We start from the raw sequence: 16,671 nt of genomic DNA on the forward strand, positions 1-16,671 counted from the left end.
CGGTCCCGGCCCGGTCAGCCCGCGAGCCGGGCCAGGGACCGCAGCGGGACGGGCAGCCACGACGGCCGGTTCCGCGCCTCGTACCGGATCTCGTAGACGGCCTTGTCGAACTCGAAGGCCCGCACCAGCGTCGCGTGCGCCGCCGGGTCGGGTCCGCCCGCGGCCGCGTAGCCGGCGCAGAACGCCGCCCGGTTCCGTTCGGCCCACGCCTGGGCGCGCAGTTCCAGCGCTTCCGCCGCCTGCGGCGGGACGTCGCCTTCCCGGGCCAGCAGGAAGCGCGCGGCGTACTCGAACGAGCGGAGCATCCCGGCGACGTCGCGCAGCGGGTGGGCGGAGGCCCGGCGCTCGGCGGGCGTGCGGGCCGGCTCGCCCTCGAAGTCCAGCAGCGTCCAGCCGGAGTCGGTGCGCAGGACCTGGCCGAGGTGGTAGTCGCCGTGCACGCGCTGGAACGGCAGCGGGGCCGCCTCGGAGGCGACGCGGTCGAACACCGCGCGGATCGCGGGCGCGTAGGGGCGGAGCTGCGGGACGGCGGCGCTGACCTGGTCGAGCTGCTCGTGCATCGCGAAGACGATCTTTCGCAGGTTCTCGGGCGGCGCCTGCACCACCCCGAACGCGACGGCGAGGTCGCGGTGCACTTCGGCGGTGGCCGCGCCGAGCCGTTCGGCCTCGGCGGCGAAGTCGCCGCCGGCGGCTCCGGCGTCGTCGGCGGTGAACGCGGGCGTTCCCGGCGCCGCGGGCTGGGCGAACCAGTCGCGGACGCTGGTGAGCGCGAGCTGCCAGCCGTCCGTCGCGGTGCGCAGGAACTCCGACAGCAGCGCGAGCGTGACCGGCTCGTCCCCGCCGGAGTCCGTGCCGCTCGAAGGATTCCCCAGCGCGCCCGGTTCCATCTCGATCCAGCCGTGCACGCTCGGGACGTGCTCGCAGCCCCGCCGGGAGAGGGCGAGGTTGACCTCCAGGTCGGGGCTGACACCGGGGGACAGGCGGCGGAACAGCTTGCAGATGTAGGCGTCGCCGAAGATCAGCGAGGTGTTGCTCTGCTCCCCCGGGATCGGCACGCCGTCCAGGTCCGTGCGCACGCCGGTGCCGGGTGCGCGGCGGAAGGTCAGCGGTCCGACCGTCCGCTCGTCCGCCATGAGGCCGAGCAGCGGGCGCGTCAGCTCCGCGTCGTGGGCGGCGTCGTAGACGTACCCGGTGATGCCCTGCTCCGGGCCCTCCAGCCGTCCCATCACGACCGGCGCCAGATGCTCGGGCAGGTCGCGGCGGGCGCCGAGGAGGAGCTGGTAGTGGTCGGTGGTGTCGTCCTGGCGGACGTCGAGTATGAGGTGGTGCAGGGCGGGGTCGCCGGTTCTGAGTTCGGTGGCGGTGCCGATGGTGAGGTCGTGGATGGGGCCGTCTTTGCCGCCGAACCACCGCTGCCGGGGCAGCCAGCCGGTCAGGAGCCGGACGAGCGAGGTGTCGGTCGGCGGAGCGGACGGCGCCACGGTCACATCACTCCCTCTCCCGGCTCCTGTCCGTCCGGCGGCGGCGGGAGCAGGAACCAGTAGAAACCATGCCCGGGAAGGGTCAGCAGGTAGGGCAGGTCGCCGATGGCCGGGAACTGGACGCCGCCCATGCACTCGATCGGGGACGAGCCCCGGAAACGCCGCAGGTCCAGCTCGACCGGCTGCGGGAACCGGGACAGGTTGTTCACGCAGAGGACCGTGCCCGAGCCGCCCCACTGGTTGGCGTCCCCGCCGTTGATCTCGCGGGTGAAGGCGAGGACGGAGGGGTTGGAGGCGGAGAGTTCGACGTAGGAGCCGACGCCGAAGACGGGGTGGCGTTGGCGGATTTCGATCATTTTGCGGGTCCAGTGGAGCAGGGAGCCGGGGTTGTTGGTCTGGGCTTCGACGTTGACGGCCTGGTAGCCGTAGATGGGGTCCATGATGACCGGCAGGTACAGGCGTGCGGGGTCGCAGGTGGAGAATCCGGCGTTGCGGTCGGGTGTCCATTGCATGGGGGTGCGGACGGCGTCGCGGTCGCCGAGCCAGATGTTGTCGCCCATGCCGATCTCGTCGCCGTAGTACAGGACGGGGGAGCCGGGGAGGGAGAGCAGGAGGGCGGTGAACAGTTCGAGTTGGTTGCGGTCGTTGTCCAGTAGGGGGGCCAGGCGGCGGCGGATGCCGATGTTGGCTTTCATGCGGGGGTCTTTGGCGTATTCGGTGTACATGTAGTCGCGTTCTTCGTCGGTGACCATCTCCAGGGTGAGTTCGTCGTGGTTGCGTAGGAAGATGCCCCATTGGCAGTTGTCGGGGATCTTGGGGGTCTGGGCCATGATCTCGGAGATGGGGTAGCGCTGTTCGCGGCGTACGGCCATGAAGATGCGGGGCATGACGGGGAAGTGGAAGGCCATGTGGCATTCGTCGCCGCCGGCGGCGGGGTCGCCGAAGTACTCCACGACGTCGGCGGGCCATTGGTTGGCTTCGGCGAGCAGGACGCGGTCGGGGTAGAGGCGGTCGACCTCGGCGCGGACGCGTTTGAGGTAGGTGTGGGTTTCGGGGAGGTTCTCGCAGTTGGTGCCTTCGCGGGCGTACAGGTAGGGGACGGCGTCCAGGCGGAATCCGTCGATGCCCAGGTCCAGCCAGAACCGGAGGTTTTCCAGCATGGCGTCTTGGACGTCGGGGTTGTCGTAGTTGAGGTCGGGTTGGTGGGTGAAGAAGCGGTGCCAGTAGTACTGGCCGCGGACGGGGTCGTAGGTCCAGTTGGAGGATTCGGTGTCGACGAAGATGATGCGGGCGTCGGGGTAGCCGGTGTCGTCGTCGGACCACATGTAGAAGTCGCCGAACGGCCCGTCGGGGTCGGTCCGCGACGCCTGGAACCAGGGGTGCTGGTCCGAGGTGTGGTTCATCACCAGATCCGCGATCACACGAATGCCCCGCGCGTGGGCTTCTTCGATGAGATCCACGAAATCGCCCAACTCTCCGAAGTCGGGCAGGATCTTCGTGTATTCGGCGATGTCGTAGCCGCCGTCTTTGAGCGGTGACTGGTAGATGGGAAGCAGCCAGAGGCAGTCCACGCCGAGCCATTGCAGATGGTCCAGCTTGGAGATCAGCCCGCGCAGGTCGCCGTACCCGTCGTTGTTGGAATCGGCGAAGCCCCGGACCGACACCTCGTAGAACACCGCCGTCTTGAACCAGTGCGGGTCACGTGGGGTATCCGGGTCGAACGCGTCCGGGACGGGTTCCGACTGCGTCGGAATGGCATCCGACGGGATCTCGGTGAAGGGCTCGTCCCGGGGCACCGCGCCAGGGGTGGCTTCCGGCAGGTCGGCCGGGGACTGGGGCTCGTGGGGTCCGCTCAACTCTCGCTGCTCCCGAACGTCAGAACATGTGCGGGTCGGACACGGGGATCGAGGTAGACGTAGTTCGATCCGCGCCAGGTGTAGGTGGTGCCGTCGAGTTGGTCGGTGAGGGTGTGGGGTTGGTCGGGGTCGTCGGGGAGGCCGAGGGCGGGGAGGTCGAGGTGGACGGTGGCTTCGCGGGGGTGGTGGGGGTTGAGGTTGATGATGGTCAGGACGGTGTCGTGGAGGTGGCGTTTGGAGAAGGCGAGGAGTTCGGGTTGGTCGATGTGGTGGAAGTGCAGGTTGCGGAGTTGTTGGAGGGCGGGGTGGGTGTTGCGGAGTGTGTTGAGGGTGGTGATGAGGGGGGCGATGGTGGTGCCGGTGCGGTCGGCGGTTTCCCAGTCGCGGGGGCGGTACTGGTATTTCTCTGAGTCGCGGTATTCCTCGCTGCCGGGGCGTACGGGGGTGTTCTCGCAGAGTTCGTAGCCGGAGTAGATGCCCCAGGTGGGGGACAGGAGTGCGGCGAGGATGGCGCGGATTTCGAAGGCGGGGCGGCCGCCGTGCTGGAGGTATTCGTTGAGGATGTCGGGGGTGTTGGTGAAGAGGTTGGGGCGCATGTAGGCGGCGGTGGGGCCGGTGAGTTCGGTGAAGTAGCGGGTGAGTTCTTCGGCGTTGTTGCGCCAGGTGAAGTAGGTGTAGGACTGGTGGAATCCGATTTTGGCGAGGGTGTGCATCATGGCGGGGCGGGTGAAGGCCTCGGCCAGGAACAGTACGTCGGGGTCGGTGGTGTGGATGTCGGCCAGGAGTCGTTCCCAGAAGGCGACGGGTTTGGTGTGGGGGTTGTCGACTCTGAAGATTTTGACGCCGTGGTCGATCCAGTGGTGGAGGAGGTTTTTGACGGCGGTGTAGAGGCCGTCGGGGTCGTGGTCGAAGTTGAGGGGGTAGATGTCCTGGTATTTTTTGGGCGGGTTCTCGGCGTGGGCGATGGTGCCGTCGGCGCGGGTGGTGAACCATTCGGGGTGCTGGGTGACCCAGGGGTGGTCGGGGGAGCATTGCAGGGCCAGGTCCAGGGCGATTTCCAGGCCGCAGTTGCCGGCGTGTTCGACGAAGGCGTCGAAGTCGTCCAGGGTGCCCAGGTCGGGGTGGACGGTGTCGTGGCCGCCGTCGGCCGATCCGATGGCCCAGGGGGAGCCGGGGTCGTAGGGGCCGGCGTCCAGGGTGTTGTTGGGGCCTTTGCGGTGGGCGGTGCCGATCGGGTGGATGGGCGGTAGGTAGACCACGTCGAAGCCCATGTCGGCGATGGCGGGCAGGCGTTTCATCGCGGTGCGGAACGTGCCGGAGATCGGGCCGCGGCGTCCCAGGGGGTCGAAGGTGGCGCCCTCGGAGCGGGGGAAGAACTCGTACCAGGCCCCGAACAGCGCCCGCTGCCGGTGCACCACCAGCGGATACCAGTCGCTGACCGTCAACAGATCCCGCAACGGATGGCGTTCCAGCACGTCCTCGACGTCGGGATCGGCCACGGCCTCCATCCGGTCGGTGACCGGCACGGTCTCGTCCCGGAGGCGCTTGGCCAGCCGTTCCACGGTCGGGCGGTCCTTGCCGGGGACGGCCTCCGCCGCGCGGGCGAACAGCCGCGCCCCCTCGGTGAGCATGAGTTCGACGTCCTGCCCCCGCGGAATCTTGATCTCCGCGTCGTGCCGCCAGTGCGCGATCGGATCGCCCCAGGCCTCCACCCGGAACGCCCACGACCCCATCTCCGTCGGCGTCACCTGCGCCGACCACCGGTCCAGCCCGACCCCGACCTCGCTCATCCGCTGCGGCGCCAGCTCCTCACCCTCCGGCGTCCGCAGCACCACCCCCGCACCCAGCCGCTCGTGCCCCTCCCGGAACACCGTCGCCGACACCTCGACCGTCTCGCCCACCACCGCCTTCGCCGGCCACCGGCCGCAGTCCACCACCGGCGCCACGTCGACGATGGGAATGCGGCCGAGCCTCGGAATGCCGGGCATACTGGACGTTCCGGACTCCACGTGCATGTGCCACCCCTACCCTCTCGAGAGATCCAAAACGTCCATGCCCGGAACCCGGCCTCTACCGCCGAGTAGCTTCGAATGATTTCCGCGCTCGACCGATGACCCGCCGGTGGTGTGCGGCCCGGCCGATGGCCGGCCCCGGCCGCGCCGCGCCGGTCTTGGGAAGGTCGAGTTTGGGCAAACGGTCGGCCGCGACCAGGGGGCCCACCCAGGTGACGGCCGCCTGGGACGGGACGCGAGCCCCTGTGGGGAAGGGGTTCCGGGGATTCCCGCCTCCGCCGGGCGGATCGGTCCGCGAGGTGACGGTGTGGTCCCCGCCGTCGCGCCCATGCCCCCGAAGCGCATAGCGTGATGTTGCGTGAAGGCAATCCGACGTTTCACGGTACGCACCGTCCTTCCCGAGCCCCTCAGGCAGCTCGAGGAGCTGGTCCTCAACCTGCGCTGGTCGTGGCACCACGAGACGCTCGACCTCTTCCGCGACGTGGACCCTGCGCTCTGGAAGGCCGTCCACCACGATCCGGTCCGGCTGCTCGGCGAGGTCGCCCCCGAGCGGCTCGCGCGGCTGGCCGAGGACCGGCGGTTCCTGCGACGCCTCCAGGACACCGCCGAAGACCTGCACGAGTACCTGACGGCGCCGCGCTGGTACCAGTCGCGGCCGGGGGACTCCCCGGTGAGCATCGCCTACTTCTCACCCGAGTACGGGATCACCGCCGCGCTCCCGCAGTACTCCGGGGGCCTCGGCATCCTCGCGGGCGACCACCTGAAGACCGCCAGCGACCTCGGCGTCCCCATCCTCGGGGTCGGGCTCCTCTACCGGCACGGCTACTTCTCCCAGTCGCTGTCGCCGGACGGCTGGCAGTTGGAGCGCTACCCCCCGATCGACCCCAACGGGCTGCCCCTCACCCTCCTGCGGGAGCGGGACGGGACGCCGGTGCGCGTCGTCATCGGCCTGCCCAAGGGCGGCGGCCTGCACGCGCAGGTGTGGATCGCGCGGGTCGGCCGCGTCCCGCAGCTGCTCCTCGACTCCGACGTCGAGGAGAACGACCAGGCGGCCCGGGACGTCACCGACCGGCTGTACGGGGGCGGCGGCGACCACCGCCTCCTCCAGGAGATGCTGCTCGGCATCGGCGGCGTGCGGGCCATCCGCGCGTACTGCCGCATCACCGGGCACCCGGCGCCCGAGGTGTTCCACACCAACGAGGGCCACGCCGGGTTCCTCGGCCTGGAGCGCATCCGCGAGCTGGCCGAGGAGGAGGGCCTGACCTTCGACGAGGCGCTGGAGGCGGTCCGGGCGGGCACGGTCTTCACCACCCACACGCCCGTCCCGGCCGGTATCGACCGCTTCCCCCGCGAGCTGATCGCCCGCTACTTCGGCGGCGCGAACGAGGAGGAGCAGGTCCCCGTCGACCGGATCCTCGCGCTCGGCGCCGAGGACTACCCCGGCGGCGACCGCACCGTGTTCAACATGGCCGTGATGGGAATGCGCCTGGCGCAGCGCGTGAACGGCGTCAGCCGGCTGCACGGCGAGGTCAGCCGGCAGATGTTCGGCGGGCTGTGGGGCGGGTTCGACACCGCCGAGGTCCCCGTCGGGTCGATAACCAACGGCGTGCACGCGGGTACCTGGGTCGCGCGCGAGGTCCTGGAGTTCACCGCCCGGGAGCTGCCGTCGGTGATGGAGTCCGGGCGCGGCTGGGAGGCGGTCCGCGACGTCCCCGAGCCGGAGATCTGGCGGATGCGGAATCTGCTGCGCCGCCGCCTCGTGATGGACGCGCGCCGCCGGCTGCGCGAGTCGTGGCGGCAGCGCGGCGCCAGCGAGGCCGAGACCTCCTGGATCGACGACGCCCTCGACCCCGACGCCCTCACGATCGGGTTCGCGCGGCGCGTCCCGTCCTACAAGCGGCTCACGCTGATGATGAGCGACCCGGACCGGCTCCGCGCGATCCTGCTGGACCCCGACCGGCCCGTGCAGATCGTCATCGCCGGGAAGGCGCACCCGGCCGACGAGGGCGGCAAGCGGCTCATCCAGGAGATCGTCCGGTTCACCGGGTCCGAGGACGTCCGGCACCGGATCGTGTTCCTGCCCGACTACGACATGGCGCTCGGGCAGCTCATGGTCCAGGGCTGCGACGTGTGGATGAACAACCCGCTGCGCCCGCTGGAGGCGTGCGGCACGTCCGGGATGAAGGCGGCGCTGAACGGCGGGCTGAACCTGTCGATCCGCGACGGCTGGTGGGACGAGTGGTACGACGGCCAGAACGGCTGGGCGATCCCCTCCGCCGACGGCCTCGCCAGCCCCGACCGGCGCGACGAGCTGGAGGCCGCCGCCCTGTACGAGCTGATCGAGGACCACGTGTCCGTCACGTTCTACGACCGCGACTCGGCCGGGCTGCCGCGCCGCTGGCTGGAGATGGTCAAGCACACCATCGCCACCCTCGGCCCGAAGGTCCTCGCGTCCCGGATGCTGCGCGACTACGTCGACGACCTGTACACCCCGGCCGCCGTGTCGGAGCGCTCGATGGTCGCCGACAAGTTCGCGGGCGCCCGCGAGCTGGCGGCCTGGAAGCGCCAGGTCCGCTCGGCGTGGCCGCGGGTCGCCGTCGAGCACGTCGAGTCCACCGGGGAGGAGAGCCCCCAGGTCGGCGCGCGGCTGACGGTCCGCGTCGTGGTGGACCTCGACGGGCTCGCCCCCGAGGACGTCGCCGTCGAGGTCGCCTACGGCCGGGTGGACGACGCCGACGCGCTCGTCGACCCGTCCTACCTGGAGCTGGAGGACGGCGGCCCGGCCGAGAACGGGCGGCGCCGCTACGCCGGCGAGGTCCCGCTCGGCCGCAGCGGCGCGTTCGGCTACAGCGTGCGGGTGGTGCCGAGCCACCCGCTGCTGTCCACCCGGGCCGAGATGGGCCTCGTCGCGCTGCCGCCCGCGCCGCAGGGCATGACGAACGGCGACCTGCGCTAGCCGACCTCCCCCTCGTCGTCGGCGGGCGGCGGGTCGGGCGTCTGCCAGGCCGCGACGACGAGGGGGAGCAGCGCGTGCGTCGCCAGCAGCGCGAACAGGATCAGGAAGAGCGCGGCACCCGGGATCTGCGACTCGCGGCCGTCCCGGTCGGCGATCATCGTCGCCACCAGCACGGCGACCATGACGACCGTGGTGGCCCGGTGCGCCGTCGCGAACGCGCGGAGCCGCGCCGTGAGCTGCCGCTCGTCCAGCTCCCGCTCCCGCTTGGACGTCAGGCCCCGGGTCACCGCGATCAGCTGGCCGGCCAGCGGGATCCCGCCCACCACCAGGACGCCGAGGATCACGAAGTTGACGATCATCGCGGTGTCGCTGGGGGCCAGCGCCCAGGACACCGCGGCGTCCACCCAGAACAGGCCGAGCATGACCGCGCCCGTCCCGGCCAGCACCCGGCGCGGGCGGCGGCGCCCGTAGCGGGCGGGCATCCTCTGCTCAAGCTTCTCGTCGAGGGCGGCGAGACGGTCCGCGCGCTTGCCGCGGGACCGCTCCAGCCACCCGGCCGTGCGGTTGGTCATGGCGTGTCTCCGATTCTGGGGAACGGCTTGAGGGAGAAGACGACTTCGACGGGCACCTCGAAGTACTCGGCGATGCGGAGGGCGAGGTGCAGGCTGGGGCTGTACTCGCCCCGTTCCAGGTAACCGACCGTCTGGTAGTGCACCCCCAGTGCGGCGGCGAGGTCGCGGCGCGAGACGCCGCGTTCCGCCCTCAGCACCGGGATCCGGTTGTAGACGGTCTCCTTCTCGGCGGACACCGGGACAGTCTTGCGGATCACGGCCCGCACCCTTCGAGGAACCCGACGGTCGTCGTCGGGTTCACGCCGCGCAGCACCTCCGCGCGGCCGTAGCGCATCCGCACGTCCCGCGCGCGGATCACCGGCTCGCTCATGCGCACCCCTGTACGGGTCCTTCAACGGAACGCCGTATTACTGCATCTGTTGATAGTAGAAGTACTACATCCCGTATCGGATGTGCAAGTGGACGGATCCTGGCAGGATGGACACGTGCGACTTGCCAACCGCGACGCGCGGCCGGTCCCGTGGCTGCCGACCGGCCGCACCGCGGACGCCGCACTGGCCGGCGGGGCCTTCGCCGTCCTGGCCGCGATGACCCTCGTGTCGATCCACACGGGCCCGCCCTCACGGATGCCCCTCTACAGCTGGGCGCTGCTCGCGGTCGCCTGCGGGGCGCTGTACCTGCGCCGGAGCCGGCCCGTCGCCGTCGCCGCCGTCACGCTCGCCGCCTGCGCCGTCTACTACCCGGTCACCGAGCCGGACGGCCCGGCCGTGCTCACCTTCGTCATCGCCCTCTACACGGCGGCGGCCGAGGGCCACCTCATCGCGGCCGCCGTCCTCGCGGGGATCGCGGTGGCCGGGACCGTGGCCGCCGACCGCCGCGACGACGTCAACCACCTCGCCGACGCCGCCGGCTTCCTCCTCATCGGCTGGTTCGTCGCGGTCGTCGCCATCGGCGGCGTCGTCCGCAACCGCCGCGCCTACCTGCGCGAGGCGCAGGAGCGCGCCCGCGTCGCCGAGCGCGGCCGCGAGGCCGAGGCCCGCCGCCGCGCCATCGAGGAGCGGCTGCGCATCGCCCGCGAGCTGCACGACGTCCTCGGCCACAACATCTCGCTCATCAACGTGCAGGCCACCGCCGCGCTGCACGGCCTGCGCCGCGAGCCGCAGCGCGCCGAGGACGCCCTCACCGCGATCAAGCAGGCCAGCAAGGACGTGCTACGGGAGATGCGCGCCACGCTCGGCGTCCTGCGGCAGGTCGACGAGGCCGCCCCGGTCGCGCCCGCCCCCGGCCTCGCCCGCCTGGACGAGCTGGCCCGGGGCCTCGCGGCGGCCGGGCTGGAGATCCGCACCGAGGCGGAGGGCGAGCCGCGCCCGCTGCCCGCCGAGACCGACCTCGCCGCGTTCCGGATCGTCCAGGAGGCGCTCACCAACGTCACCCGGCACTCCGGCGCGGCGTCCGCCGTCGTCCGCGTCCGCTACGAGGCCGACGGCGTTGTCGTCAGCGTCGAGGACGACGGAAGGCCCGGATCCGGAACGCCGTCGGCCGACGGCAGCGGCATCCGCGGGATGCGGGAGCGCGCCGAGGCGCTCGGCGGCGGCCTCGTCGCCGGGCCCGGCCCGGACGGCGGCTTCACCGTCCGCGCCCGCCTGCCGCTCTAGTCCTCGTCCTGCCCGGCCTCGGAAGCTACACGGCCTCGGAGCTCGGAGCTCGGCTCGCGGCCGCCTGAGACCAGAACCGAGCGGCGCCGGAACCGCCGGACGGGGCGGGCCCGCGGACCGGGATCATGCCGGTCCCGCCGCGCGGCGCCACGGGCCGCGCCCGGTCGACGACGCCGACGCCGTCGGCGCGCCGAGCCTCGGCCGCGTCGCGCGTGGTCAGCAGGACCGTCGTGCCGGACGCGGCGATCCGGCGCAGTGCCGTCCACATTCGATGGATCGTTCCACTGTCGAGGCCGGACGTGGGCTCGTCCAGGAAGAGCACATCCGAGCGGTCCAGCAGCGCCAGCGCCAGGTCGAGCCGCCGGCGCTCCCCGGCCGTCAGCCGCTCGAACCGCGTCCCGGCGGACTCCTCCAGGCCGGTCAGCGCGAGCACCTCGTCCGCCGCCAGCGGGTCCAGCGTCCAGCGGTGCCGGCCCGCGACGATCTCGAAGACGGTGAGGCCGGGGAACAGCCCGCCGTCCCGCCACACCGTGCCGATCCGCAGCCCCTCCCGCGCCGCGTACGGGTCGATGCCCCGGACGCGCACCGCGCCGCCGCAGAGGCGGCGGAGGCCTGCCAGCACCTCCAGCAGCAGGGTCTTGCCCGACCCCGCGTGGCCGAGCAGCGCGTAGACCTCGCCCTCCGGCACCTCGAACGAGAAGTCCCCGACCGTCTGGGCGCCGCAGCGGACGCGCAGCTCCCGCGCCTCCACGACGATTCCGCTCATCCCTCGTCACTCCCCCATGAAGCGGGCCCGCCCTCTCACGGCGCCCCCATGGCAGGAGGCTACGGAGCGATCCCTCCGGCAGGCGGCCGAGCCGCGCCGGCGTTCGCATTCCGTAAGATCATTAGCGGCCCGGAGGACGCCGCCGCAGACCCCGGTTCAATCCTCGTCCTGCCCGGCGAGCGCCTCGTAGACGGGCGCCAGCACGTCCGTCAGCGCGCGACGCCGGACGCGGACCGGCGGAGGCGCGGCGACCTGGAGCACGAACCCCGGCGGGACGGGCGGCGCGGGCGGGCGCTCGCGGAGCCGGGCCAGCCCGGACGGCGGCGTCCAGAACCCGGCGGCGGTGAGCGGCTCCTCCCGCATCTCCAGCGGATCGGGCTCGGTCTCGGTGGCGCGCCGCAACGCGCCGAGCAGCTGGTCCCGGCGCCGGCCGTTCCACTGGAGGATGAGGAACGGGTCGTCGTCGAACGCCTCGGCCAGCAGGTACAGGACGGCGGCGGCGTGCTTGCACGGGTCGCCCCAGTCGGGGCAGTCGCACATCAGGTGCAGGTCGGACGCCGAGTCCGGGAACAGCGCGAGCCCCAGCTCGGCGAACACCCACTCGATCTCCGGCGGCATCTCCCCGGCCAGCAGCCGGGCCCGGAACAGCGCACGGGACGCCAGCTCCGCCTCCACCGCGCGCCAGCCGTCCTCGTCGATCGCCTCGATGCCGAGCGCCACCTCGTACGGCTCCGGTGCCGAGCCCCGCACCTTCGCGGTGACCTCGTACGCCTCCACCCGCAGGTCGAACACGTTGCCCTTGCGCGCGTAGGCGCGTCCCCGCTGGAGGCGCCCGGCGTCGGCGAACGACTCCACCAGGTCGATGAAGCGCCGCGACCACCACTGCGCCCCGATCGAGCCCCGCCGGGTGCGCGCCCTGATGCCCTCGTCCACCTAGTCGCTCACCGCCTCCGGCGACAGCCGCAGGACGTCGCGCAGCTCGGCGACCGACAGCTCGGTCAGCCAGTCCTCGCCGGTGCCGACGATCGAGTCGGCCAGGGCCTTCTTGCGTTCGATCATCTCGTCGACGCGCTCCTCCATCGTCCCGACGCAGACGAACTTGCGGACCTGGACGTTGCGGGTCTGCCCGATGCGGAACGCCCGGTCGGTGGCCTGGTCCTCCACGGCCGGGTTCCACCAGCGGTCCACGTGCACGACGTGGTTGGCGGCGGTCAGCGTCAGGCCCGTCCCGGCGGCCTTGAGGGACAGCAGGAAGATCGCGGGCTCGGTGTCCTCCTGGAACCGCTGGACGAGGTCGTCCCGCCCCTGCTTGGACGTCCCGCCGTGCAGCCACAGCACCGGCCGTTCGAGCCGCGCCGCCAGGTAGGGCTGGAGCATCGACCCGAACTCGGCGTACTGGGTGAAGACGAGCGCCTTCTCGCCCTGCTCCAGCACCTCGGCGCAGATCTCCTCCAGCCGTTCGAGCTTGCCCGACCGGCCGGGCAGGCGCGAGCCGTCCTTGAGCAGGTGCGCCGGATGGTTGCAGACCTGCTTGAGCTTGGCCATCGTCGCCAGCACCAGCCCCCGCCGCTCGGCCTCCTCCGCCTCGGCGATCTGCTGGAGCATGTCGTCCACGGTCGCCTGGTAGAGCGACGCCTGCTCGGTCGTCAGGTTGCAGTAGACCTTGATCTCCTGCTTCTCCGGCAGGTCCGAGATGATCGACTTGTCGGTCTTGAGGCGGCGCAGGATGAACGGCTGCGTCGCCCGTCTGAGCGCCAGCGCCGCCTGCTCGTCGCCCTCCCGCTCGATCGGGATCGCGAACCGCTGCCGGAACGCGCTCCGCGGCCCGAGCAGCCCCGGGTTCGCGAACTCCATGATCGACCACAGCTCGGTCAGGTGGTTCTCCACCGGCGTGCCGGTGAGCGCGATCCGGCTCCGCGCCGGGATGCTCCGCACCGCCCGGGCCTGCCGCGTCCCGCTGTTCTTGAGCGCCTGCGCCTCGTCGCAGATGACCCGCTCCCAGTCGATGGCCGCCAGCATCTCGGCGTCCCGCGCGGCCGTCCCGTAGGTGGTCAGCACCAGGTCGGCGCCCGCGACCGCCTCGGCGAGGCCCTCGCCGCGGCGCCGTCCCGTCCCGTGGTGGACGTAAACGCGCAGCTTGGGCGTGAACCGCGCCGCCTCCCGCTGCCAGTTCCCCACCAGCGACATCGGCCCTATGAGGAGTGTGGGGCCCGGGCGCTCGCCGTCAGCCCGCTCGGAGGCGAGAAGGGCCAGGGACTGGGCCGTGTTATGGCACAGCATTCCCTCGGCGACATAGTTATGGTGATCGGCGACCTCGAAGTCGTAGACGAAGCCTTCGTAGTCCAACTCCTCGACCGAGGCGATTCTCGCGTAGTAGACCTCGCGCGTGGCCCGTTCGTCCAGCCGGTCGCGGATCCGCTGGAGTTCGAGGCCGTCGAGGCGCTCGTAGGCGGCCAGTGTCTGCGCCGTCCATTTGCATCCCCTGCGGCGCCGATACTCCGCCTCAGCCTCCCCGGAAAGGATGTGGTCCAGCCTTCCTACGGCTTCTCTTGCGCTCCCTCTGGAGAACTCCCGGGTTCCGTAGAAGTAGGCGGTGTTGATGCTGAGATGCCGCATGGGCAGCTCCGTGACCTCTTGAGCCCGTCGGAGGAGGTCGCTGCCGGGCACGCCCTCGACGTTGGTGTTGGAGGACCTTGCGCAGATCTCGTCCATCCGGACCTGCTTGGCGGCGTCGGCGATTCCGATGAGGCGGTGGAAGCGCCGAAGGCTCGCCCCGCCGATGAGACCGATCTGGTACGGGCGCTTGATACCGGTCCCGTTGGTGGCGCATTTCCAAGCCGTGGAGATGCGCAGCCAGACGCCGAACCTGCGCAGCAGGGTGCTGAGCTGCCGCATGATCCAGACGGACGCGGAACTGATCTCGACGAGGCGCCTCGACGTGTCGACCGACGACTCGGCGGCGAAGAAGTGCCTGAGGAAGAGCCGGACGGTCGACTCGTCGGCTGCCATGACGCTTTCAGGGATCCGTTTGTGGGCCGAATGGCCGCCCCAGCGGTATCCGTGCTCCTCCAGCAGTTCCCGGTAGGGCTTTCCGCTGAATCTCAGGAACGGGACCTTGGTGCCGGTCCCCGGCACGAGCTTCGCATCGTCCATCGCGAGGTCGAACCGGCCCGCCACACGCTTCAGCCGAGCCTGCAGGTCTTCGAGCGTGCGCACATTCTTCTGGGTGATGACCACAGTGGTCCATCGGCCTTCGCTCCCCTCGGCTATCTGCCATGCGAGGAGGACGGTCAAGTCCGGATCCAGGGCGCCGCCCTCATGCCTCAGCCGTGCCGGAACGCAGACGCGCGTCCCCGGGCGGAGGTCGGTCGTCCAGTCGTCGAGGCCCAGGAGCCGGTGCCGCCGGGTCACGATGATCTCGCTGCCGTCGTCCAGCCGGACCTTGCGCACCTTCTCGTTGATGTGCTGGCGGTAGAGACGGGTGACCACGGCGGGAACGATTCGCCCATCCTTGGCGATGGAATTGACGGTCAACTCCCGTGCCGGTGTTGTCCACTCGCCTTCGCCATCGGGTTCCAGGGCGGACGCGTAGCGGGCCCAGACGTCCTTCGCCTTCATCAGGGCGCCGTTCACGAAGACGAACTCGTCTTTTCCTATGCATTTGCCAAGGCCCATCGAGTCGGCGAGGACGCCGCCGAGCCCGAGGTCGCCGAGGAACTTCAGCCAGGCGAGGCCGCGCTCCTGGAAGGGACGGAGGGTCCCGTTGAAGCCGTCGGGGGTGCGCAGGGGGGTGAGGCGGCGGTCGGCTTCGCCGGAGAGGAGGTCGCCGAGGGGGCCGGTGGCGTCCACCTCGGTCAGGGGGAGGGCGTCGTCGCCGGCGTGCACGATCGCGCGGATCGCCTCGGCGGCGGTCATGCGGCCGCGGCGCGGGTGCCGCAGGAAGTCGAGGGCGGCCTCCAGCTGGTGCTCGTCCAGCTCCACCCACTGGCCGCGCAGGCGGACGAGCGGGGTCTTCAGCCGGGCCAGCTCCTCCAGTTCGGCCTCGTCGACGCTCGCGTCGCCGATGGCGAGGTCCCAGCGGAAGTCGACCATCGACTTCAGGTCGAAGCCGGAGGGCGCCGCCGCCCCCGCGGACGCCTCCGGGTCCTCGTTGCGGGCGGTGAGCTTCATGCCGAGCTTCGCCTTGCCCGCCCACTGGGGGAGCAGGACCCCGAAGCCCGCGGCGGCGAGCATCGGGGCCGCCTGGCGGAGGAAGCGGAACGCGCCCGCCGTGTCGAGGAGGAGTTCGCCCGGCGCGGGGCCGTCCAGGGCGGGCGCCAGGTCGGGGAAGAGGCGCAGGGCGCGGCCGAGGCCGGAGAGGAGGGTCTCCTCGGCCTGCGGGATCGAGGTGGCCTCGCCCTCCCAGACCAGCGCGGCGGGGACGTAGAGGCTCGGGTCGTCGGTGCCCTGGAGGGCGAACTCGACCCGCCAGGAGTCGCCGTCGCGGGGCTCGGCGTCCTCCTCGAACTCCTCGGCGCCGGGTTCGGCGAGGCGGAAGCAGACGCGCAGCGGGCCGGACGGGCGGCGCGCGGCGGCGGCCCACGCGTCCAGTTCTGCGATCAGGTCGTCGGGGTCGTCGCGGGGCTCGCGGGCGACCTCGGGGGAGGGGCCGGTCAGCGCCATCACCCAGCGTTCGGCGAGCGGCAGCCGGTCGGGCTCCTTGCGCCGCGACACCAGCAGCGGATGCGGCACCACGCCCCGCACGGCCGTGTCGACCAGGGCCGACAGCGCCTCGCGCAGGACCTCGGCGGCGGGGCGGCCGCCGCCCGCCGCGCGGCAGGCGGCGGGCATGGCACGGGCCAGCGCGCGGAACCGCGCCGGGTCGTCGATCACCGGCCGCCAGCGGGCCACGAGGTCGCCGTCCTCGCGCAGCAGGGCGGGCAGGACGTGGCCGCGCCCGGCGAGGTGCACCGCCTCGTCCGCGAGCATGCACAGGAAGCGCAGGTCGGTGCCCGCGATGACGTCGGCGCTGTGCTCGGCCGCCTGGAGCAGCGCCATCGCGGGGAACGGCGCGAGGACCAGGGCCGGGACCCGCCACGTGCGCAGCTCGGGCTCGTCCCGCACCGGTTCGGGGCCCAGCTCCGCCGACGGAAGCGGATGGTCGCCCGCGGTGGGCAGCGACATGGCCAGCTCGACGCGGAACGCGGCGCGCAGGAGCGGCTCGTAGGACGTGCCGGTGAAATCGCAGGTCGCGAAGGGGTGGACGTCCGGGGAGGGCTCGTACGGGCCGGTGCGTTCGGCCCACAGGCAGAGCGCACCGCCATGCCAGGTGGCGTGGGCGACGAGCATGGTCCCCGAAGCTACCAGCCGCCTCGGACGCCACCATGCTTCACG

General features: G+C 71.7%; 10 protein-coding genes and 1 pseudogene. 2 read left to right on the forward strand and 9 right to left on the reverse strand.

The genetic code is table 11. From position 1 onward, the window contains the following. Positions 1–14: 14 nt before the first annotated feature. From BJ999_RS11250 to BJ999_RS11260, 3 genes are all read right to left on the reverse strand, one after another. Positions 15–1,487: a maltokinase N-terminal cap-like domain-containing protein gene (locus tag BJ999_RS11250; protein ID WP_338070771.1), complete on the reverse strand. Its 1,473-nt coding sequence runs from the start codon at positions 1,485–1,487 to the stop codon at positions 15–17. Continuing rightward, the gene (treS, locus tag BJ999_RS11255) at positions 1,484–3,235 is read right to left on the reverse strand and encodes a maltose alpha-D-glucosyltransferase (protein WP_179838472.1); all 1,752 of its coding nucleotides are present in this window, start codon (positions 3,233–3,235) and stop codon (positions 1,484–1,486) included. Before treS ends, BJ999_RS11250 begins: the two co-directional genes overlap by 4 nt. Before the next feature lie 98 nt (positions 3,236–3,333). Next, positions 3,334–5,352 carry an alpha-1,4-glucan--maltose-1-phosphate maltosyltransferase gene (locus BJ999_RS11260; RefSeq protein WP_179833250.1) on the reverse strand — a complete coding sequence of 673 codons (2,019 nt, stop codon included), beginning with the start codon at positions 5,350–5,352 and terminating at the stop codon, positions 3,334–3,336. Positions 5,353–5,707: 355 nt separating this feature from the next. On the opposite strand from BJ999_RS11260, the gene glgP reads away from it, so the two are divergent. After that, complete coding sequence (gene glgP / locus BJ999_RS11265) at positions 5,708–8,305, forward strand: alpha-glucan family phosphorylase (protein ID WP_179833251.1); 2,598 nt, start codon at positions 5,708–5,710, stop codon at positions 8,303–8,305. Here the strand turns inward: glgP and BJ999_RS11270 are convergent. Together BJ999_RS11270 and BJ999_RS11275 are read right to left on the reverse strand one after the other, a co-directional pair. After that, a complete protein-coding gene (locus tag BJ999_RS11270; RefSeq protein ID WP_179833252.1) occupies positions 8,302–8,877 on the reverse strand; it encodes a hypothetical protein in 576 nt (191 codons plus the stop codon). The two genes, glgP and BJ999_RS11270, sit on opposite strands and share 4 nt — an antisense overlap. Next, a complete protein-coding gene (locus tag BJ999_RS11275; protein ID WP_229809839.1) occupies positions 8,874–9,134 on the reverse strand; it encodes a helix-turn-helix transcriptional regulator in 261 nt (86 codons plus the stop codon). The genes BJ999_RS11270 and BJ999_RS11275 overlap by 4 nt, the downstream gene beginning before the upstream one ends. A 228-nt stretch (positions 9,135–9,362) precedes the next feature. On the opposite strand from BJ999_RS11275, the gene BJ999_RS11280 reads away from it, so the two are divergent. Next, on the forward strand, positions 9,363–10,532 hold the full coding sequence (locus BJ999_RS11280; RefSeq protein ID WP_229809840.1) for a sensor histidine kinase: 1,170 nt from the start codon (positions 9,363–9,365) through the stop codon (positions 10,530–10,532). Between the two features lie 25 nt (positions 10,533–10,557). Here the strand turns inward: BJ999_RS11280 and BJ999_RS11285 are convergent, their stop codons facing one another. The 4 genes and pseudogenes from BJ999_RS11285 to BJ999_RS43485 form a co-directional block, all read right to left on the reverse strand. Continuing rightward, positions 10,558–11,298: an ATP-binding cassette domain-containing protein gene (locus BJ999_RS11285; RefSeq protein ID WP_179833254.1), complete on the reverse strand. Its 741-nt coding sequence runs from the start codon at positions 11,296–11,298 to the stop codon at positions 10,558–10,560. A gap of 156 nt (positions 11,299–11,454) precedes the next feature. Beyond that, positions 11,455–12,231: an SWIM zinc finger family protein gene (locus tag BJ999_RS11290; RefSeq protein WP_179833255.1), complete on the reverse strand. Its 777-nt coding sequence runs from the start codon at positions 12,229–12,231 to the stop codon at positions 11,455–11,457. Next, complete coding sequence (locus BJ999_RS41935) at positions 12,232–15,213, reverse strand: SNF2-related protein (protein ID WP_268247746.1); 2,982 nt, start codon at positions 15,211–15,213, stop codon at positions 12,232–12,234. Next, positions 15,199–16,626 (reverse strand): annotated as a pseudogene (locus BJ999_RS43485) (SNF2 helicase-associated domain-containing protein); the annotation flags it as partial. The pseudogene BJ999_RS43485 and the gene BJ999_RS41935, both read right to left, overlap by 15 nt. Positions 16,627–16,671 lie beyond the last annotated feature (45 nt).

It is taken from the genome of Actinomadura citrea, from assembly GCF_013409045.1.
Classification (GTDB): domain Bacteria; phylum Actinomycetota; class Actinomycetes; order Streptosporangiales; family Streptosporangiaceae; genus Spirillospora; species Spirillospora citrea.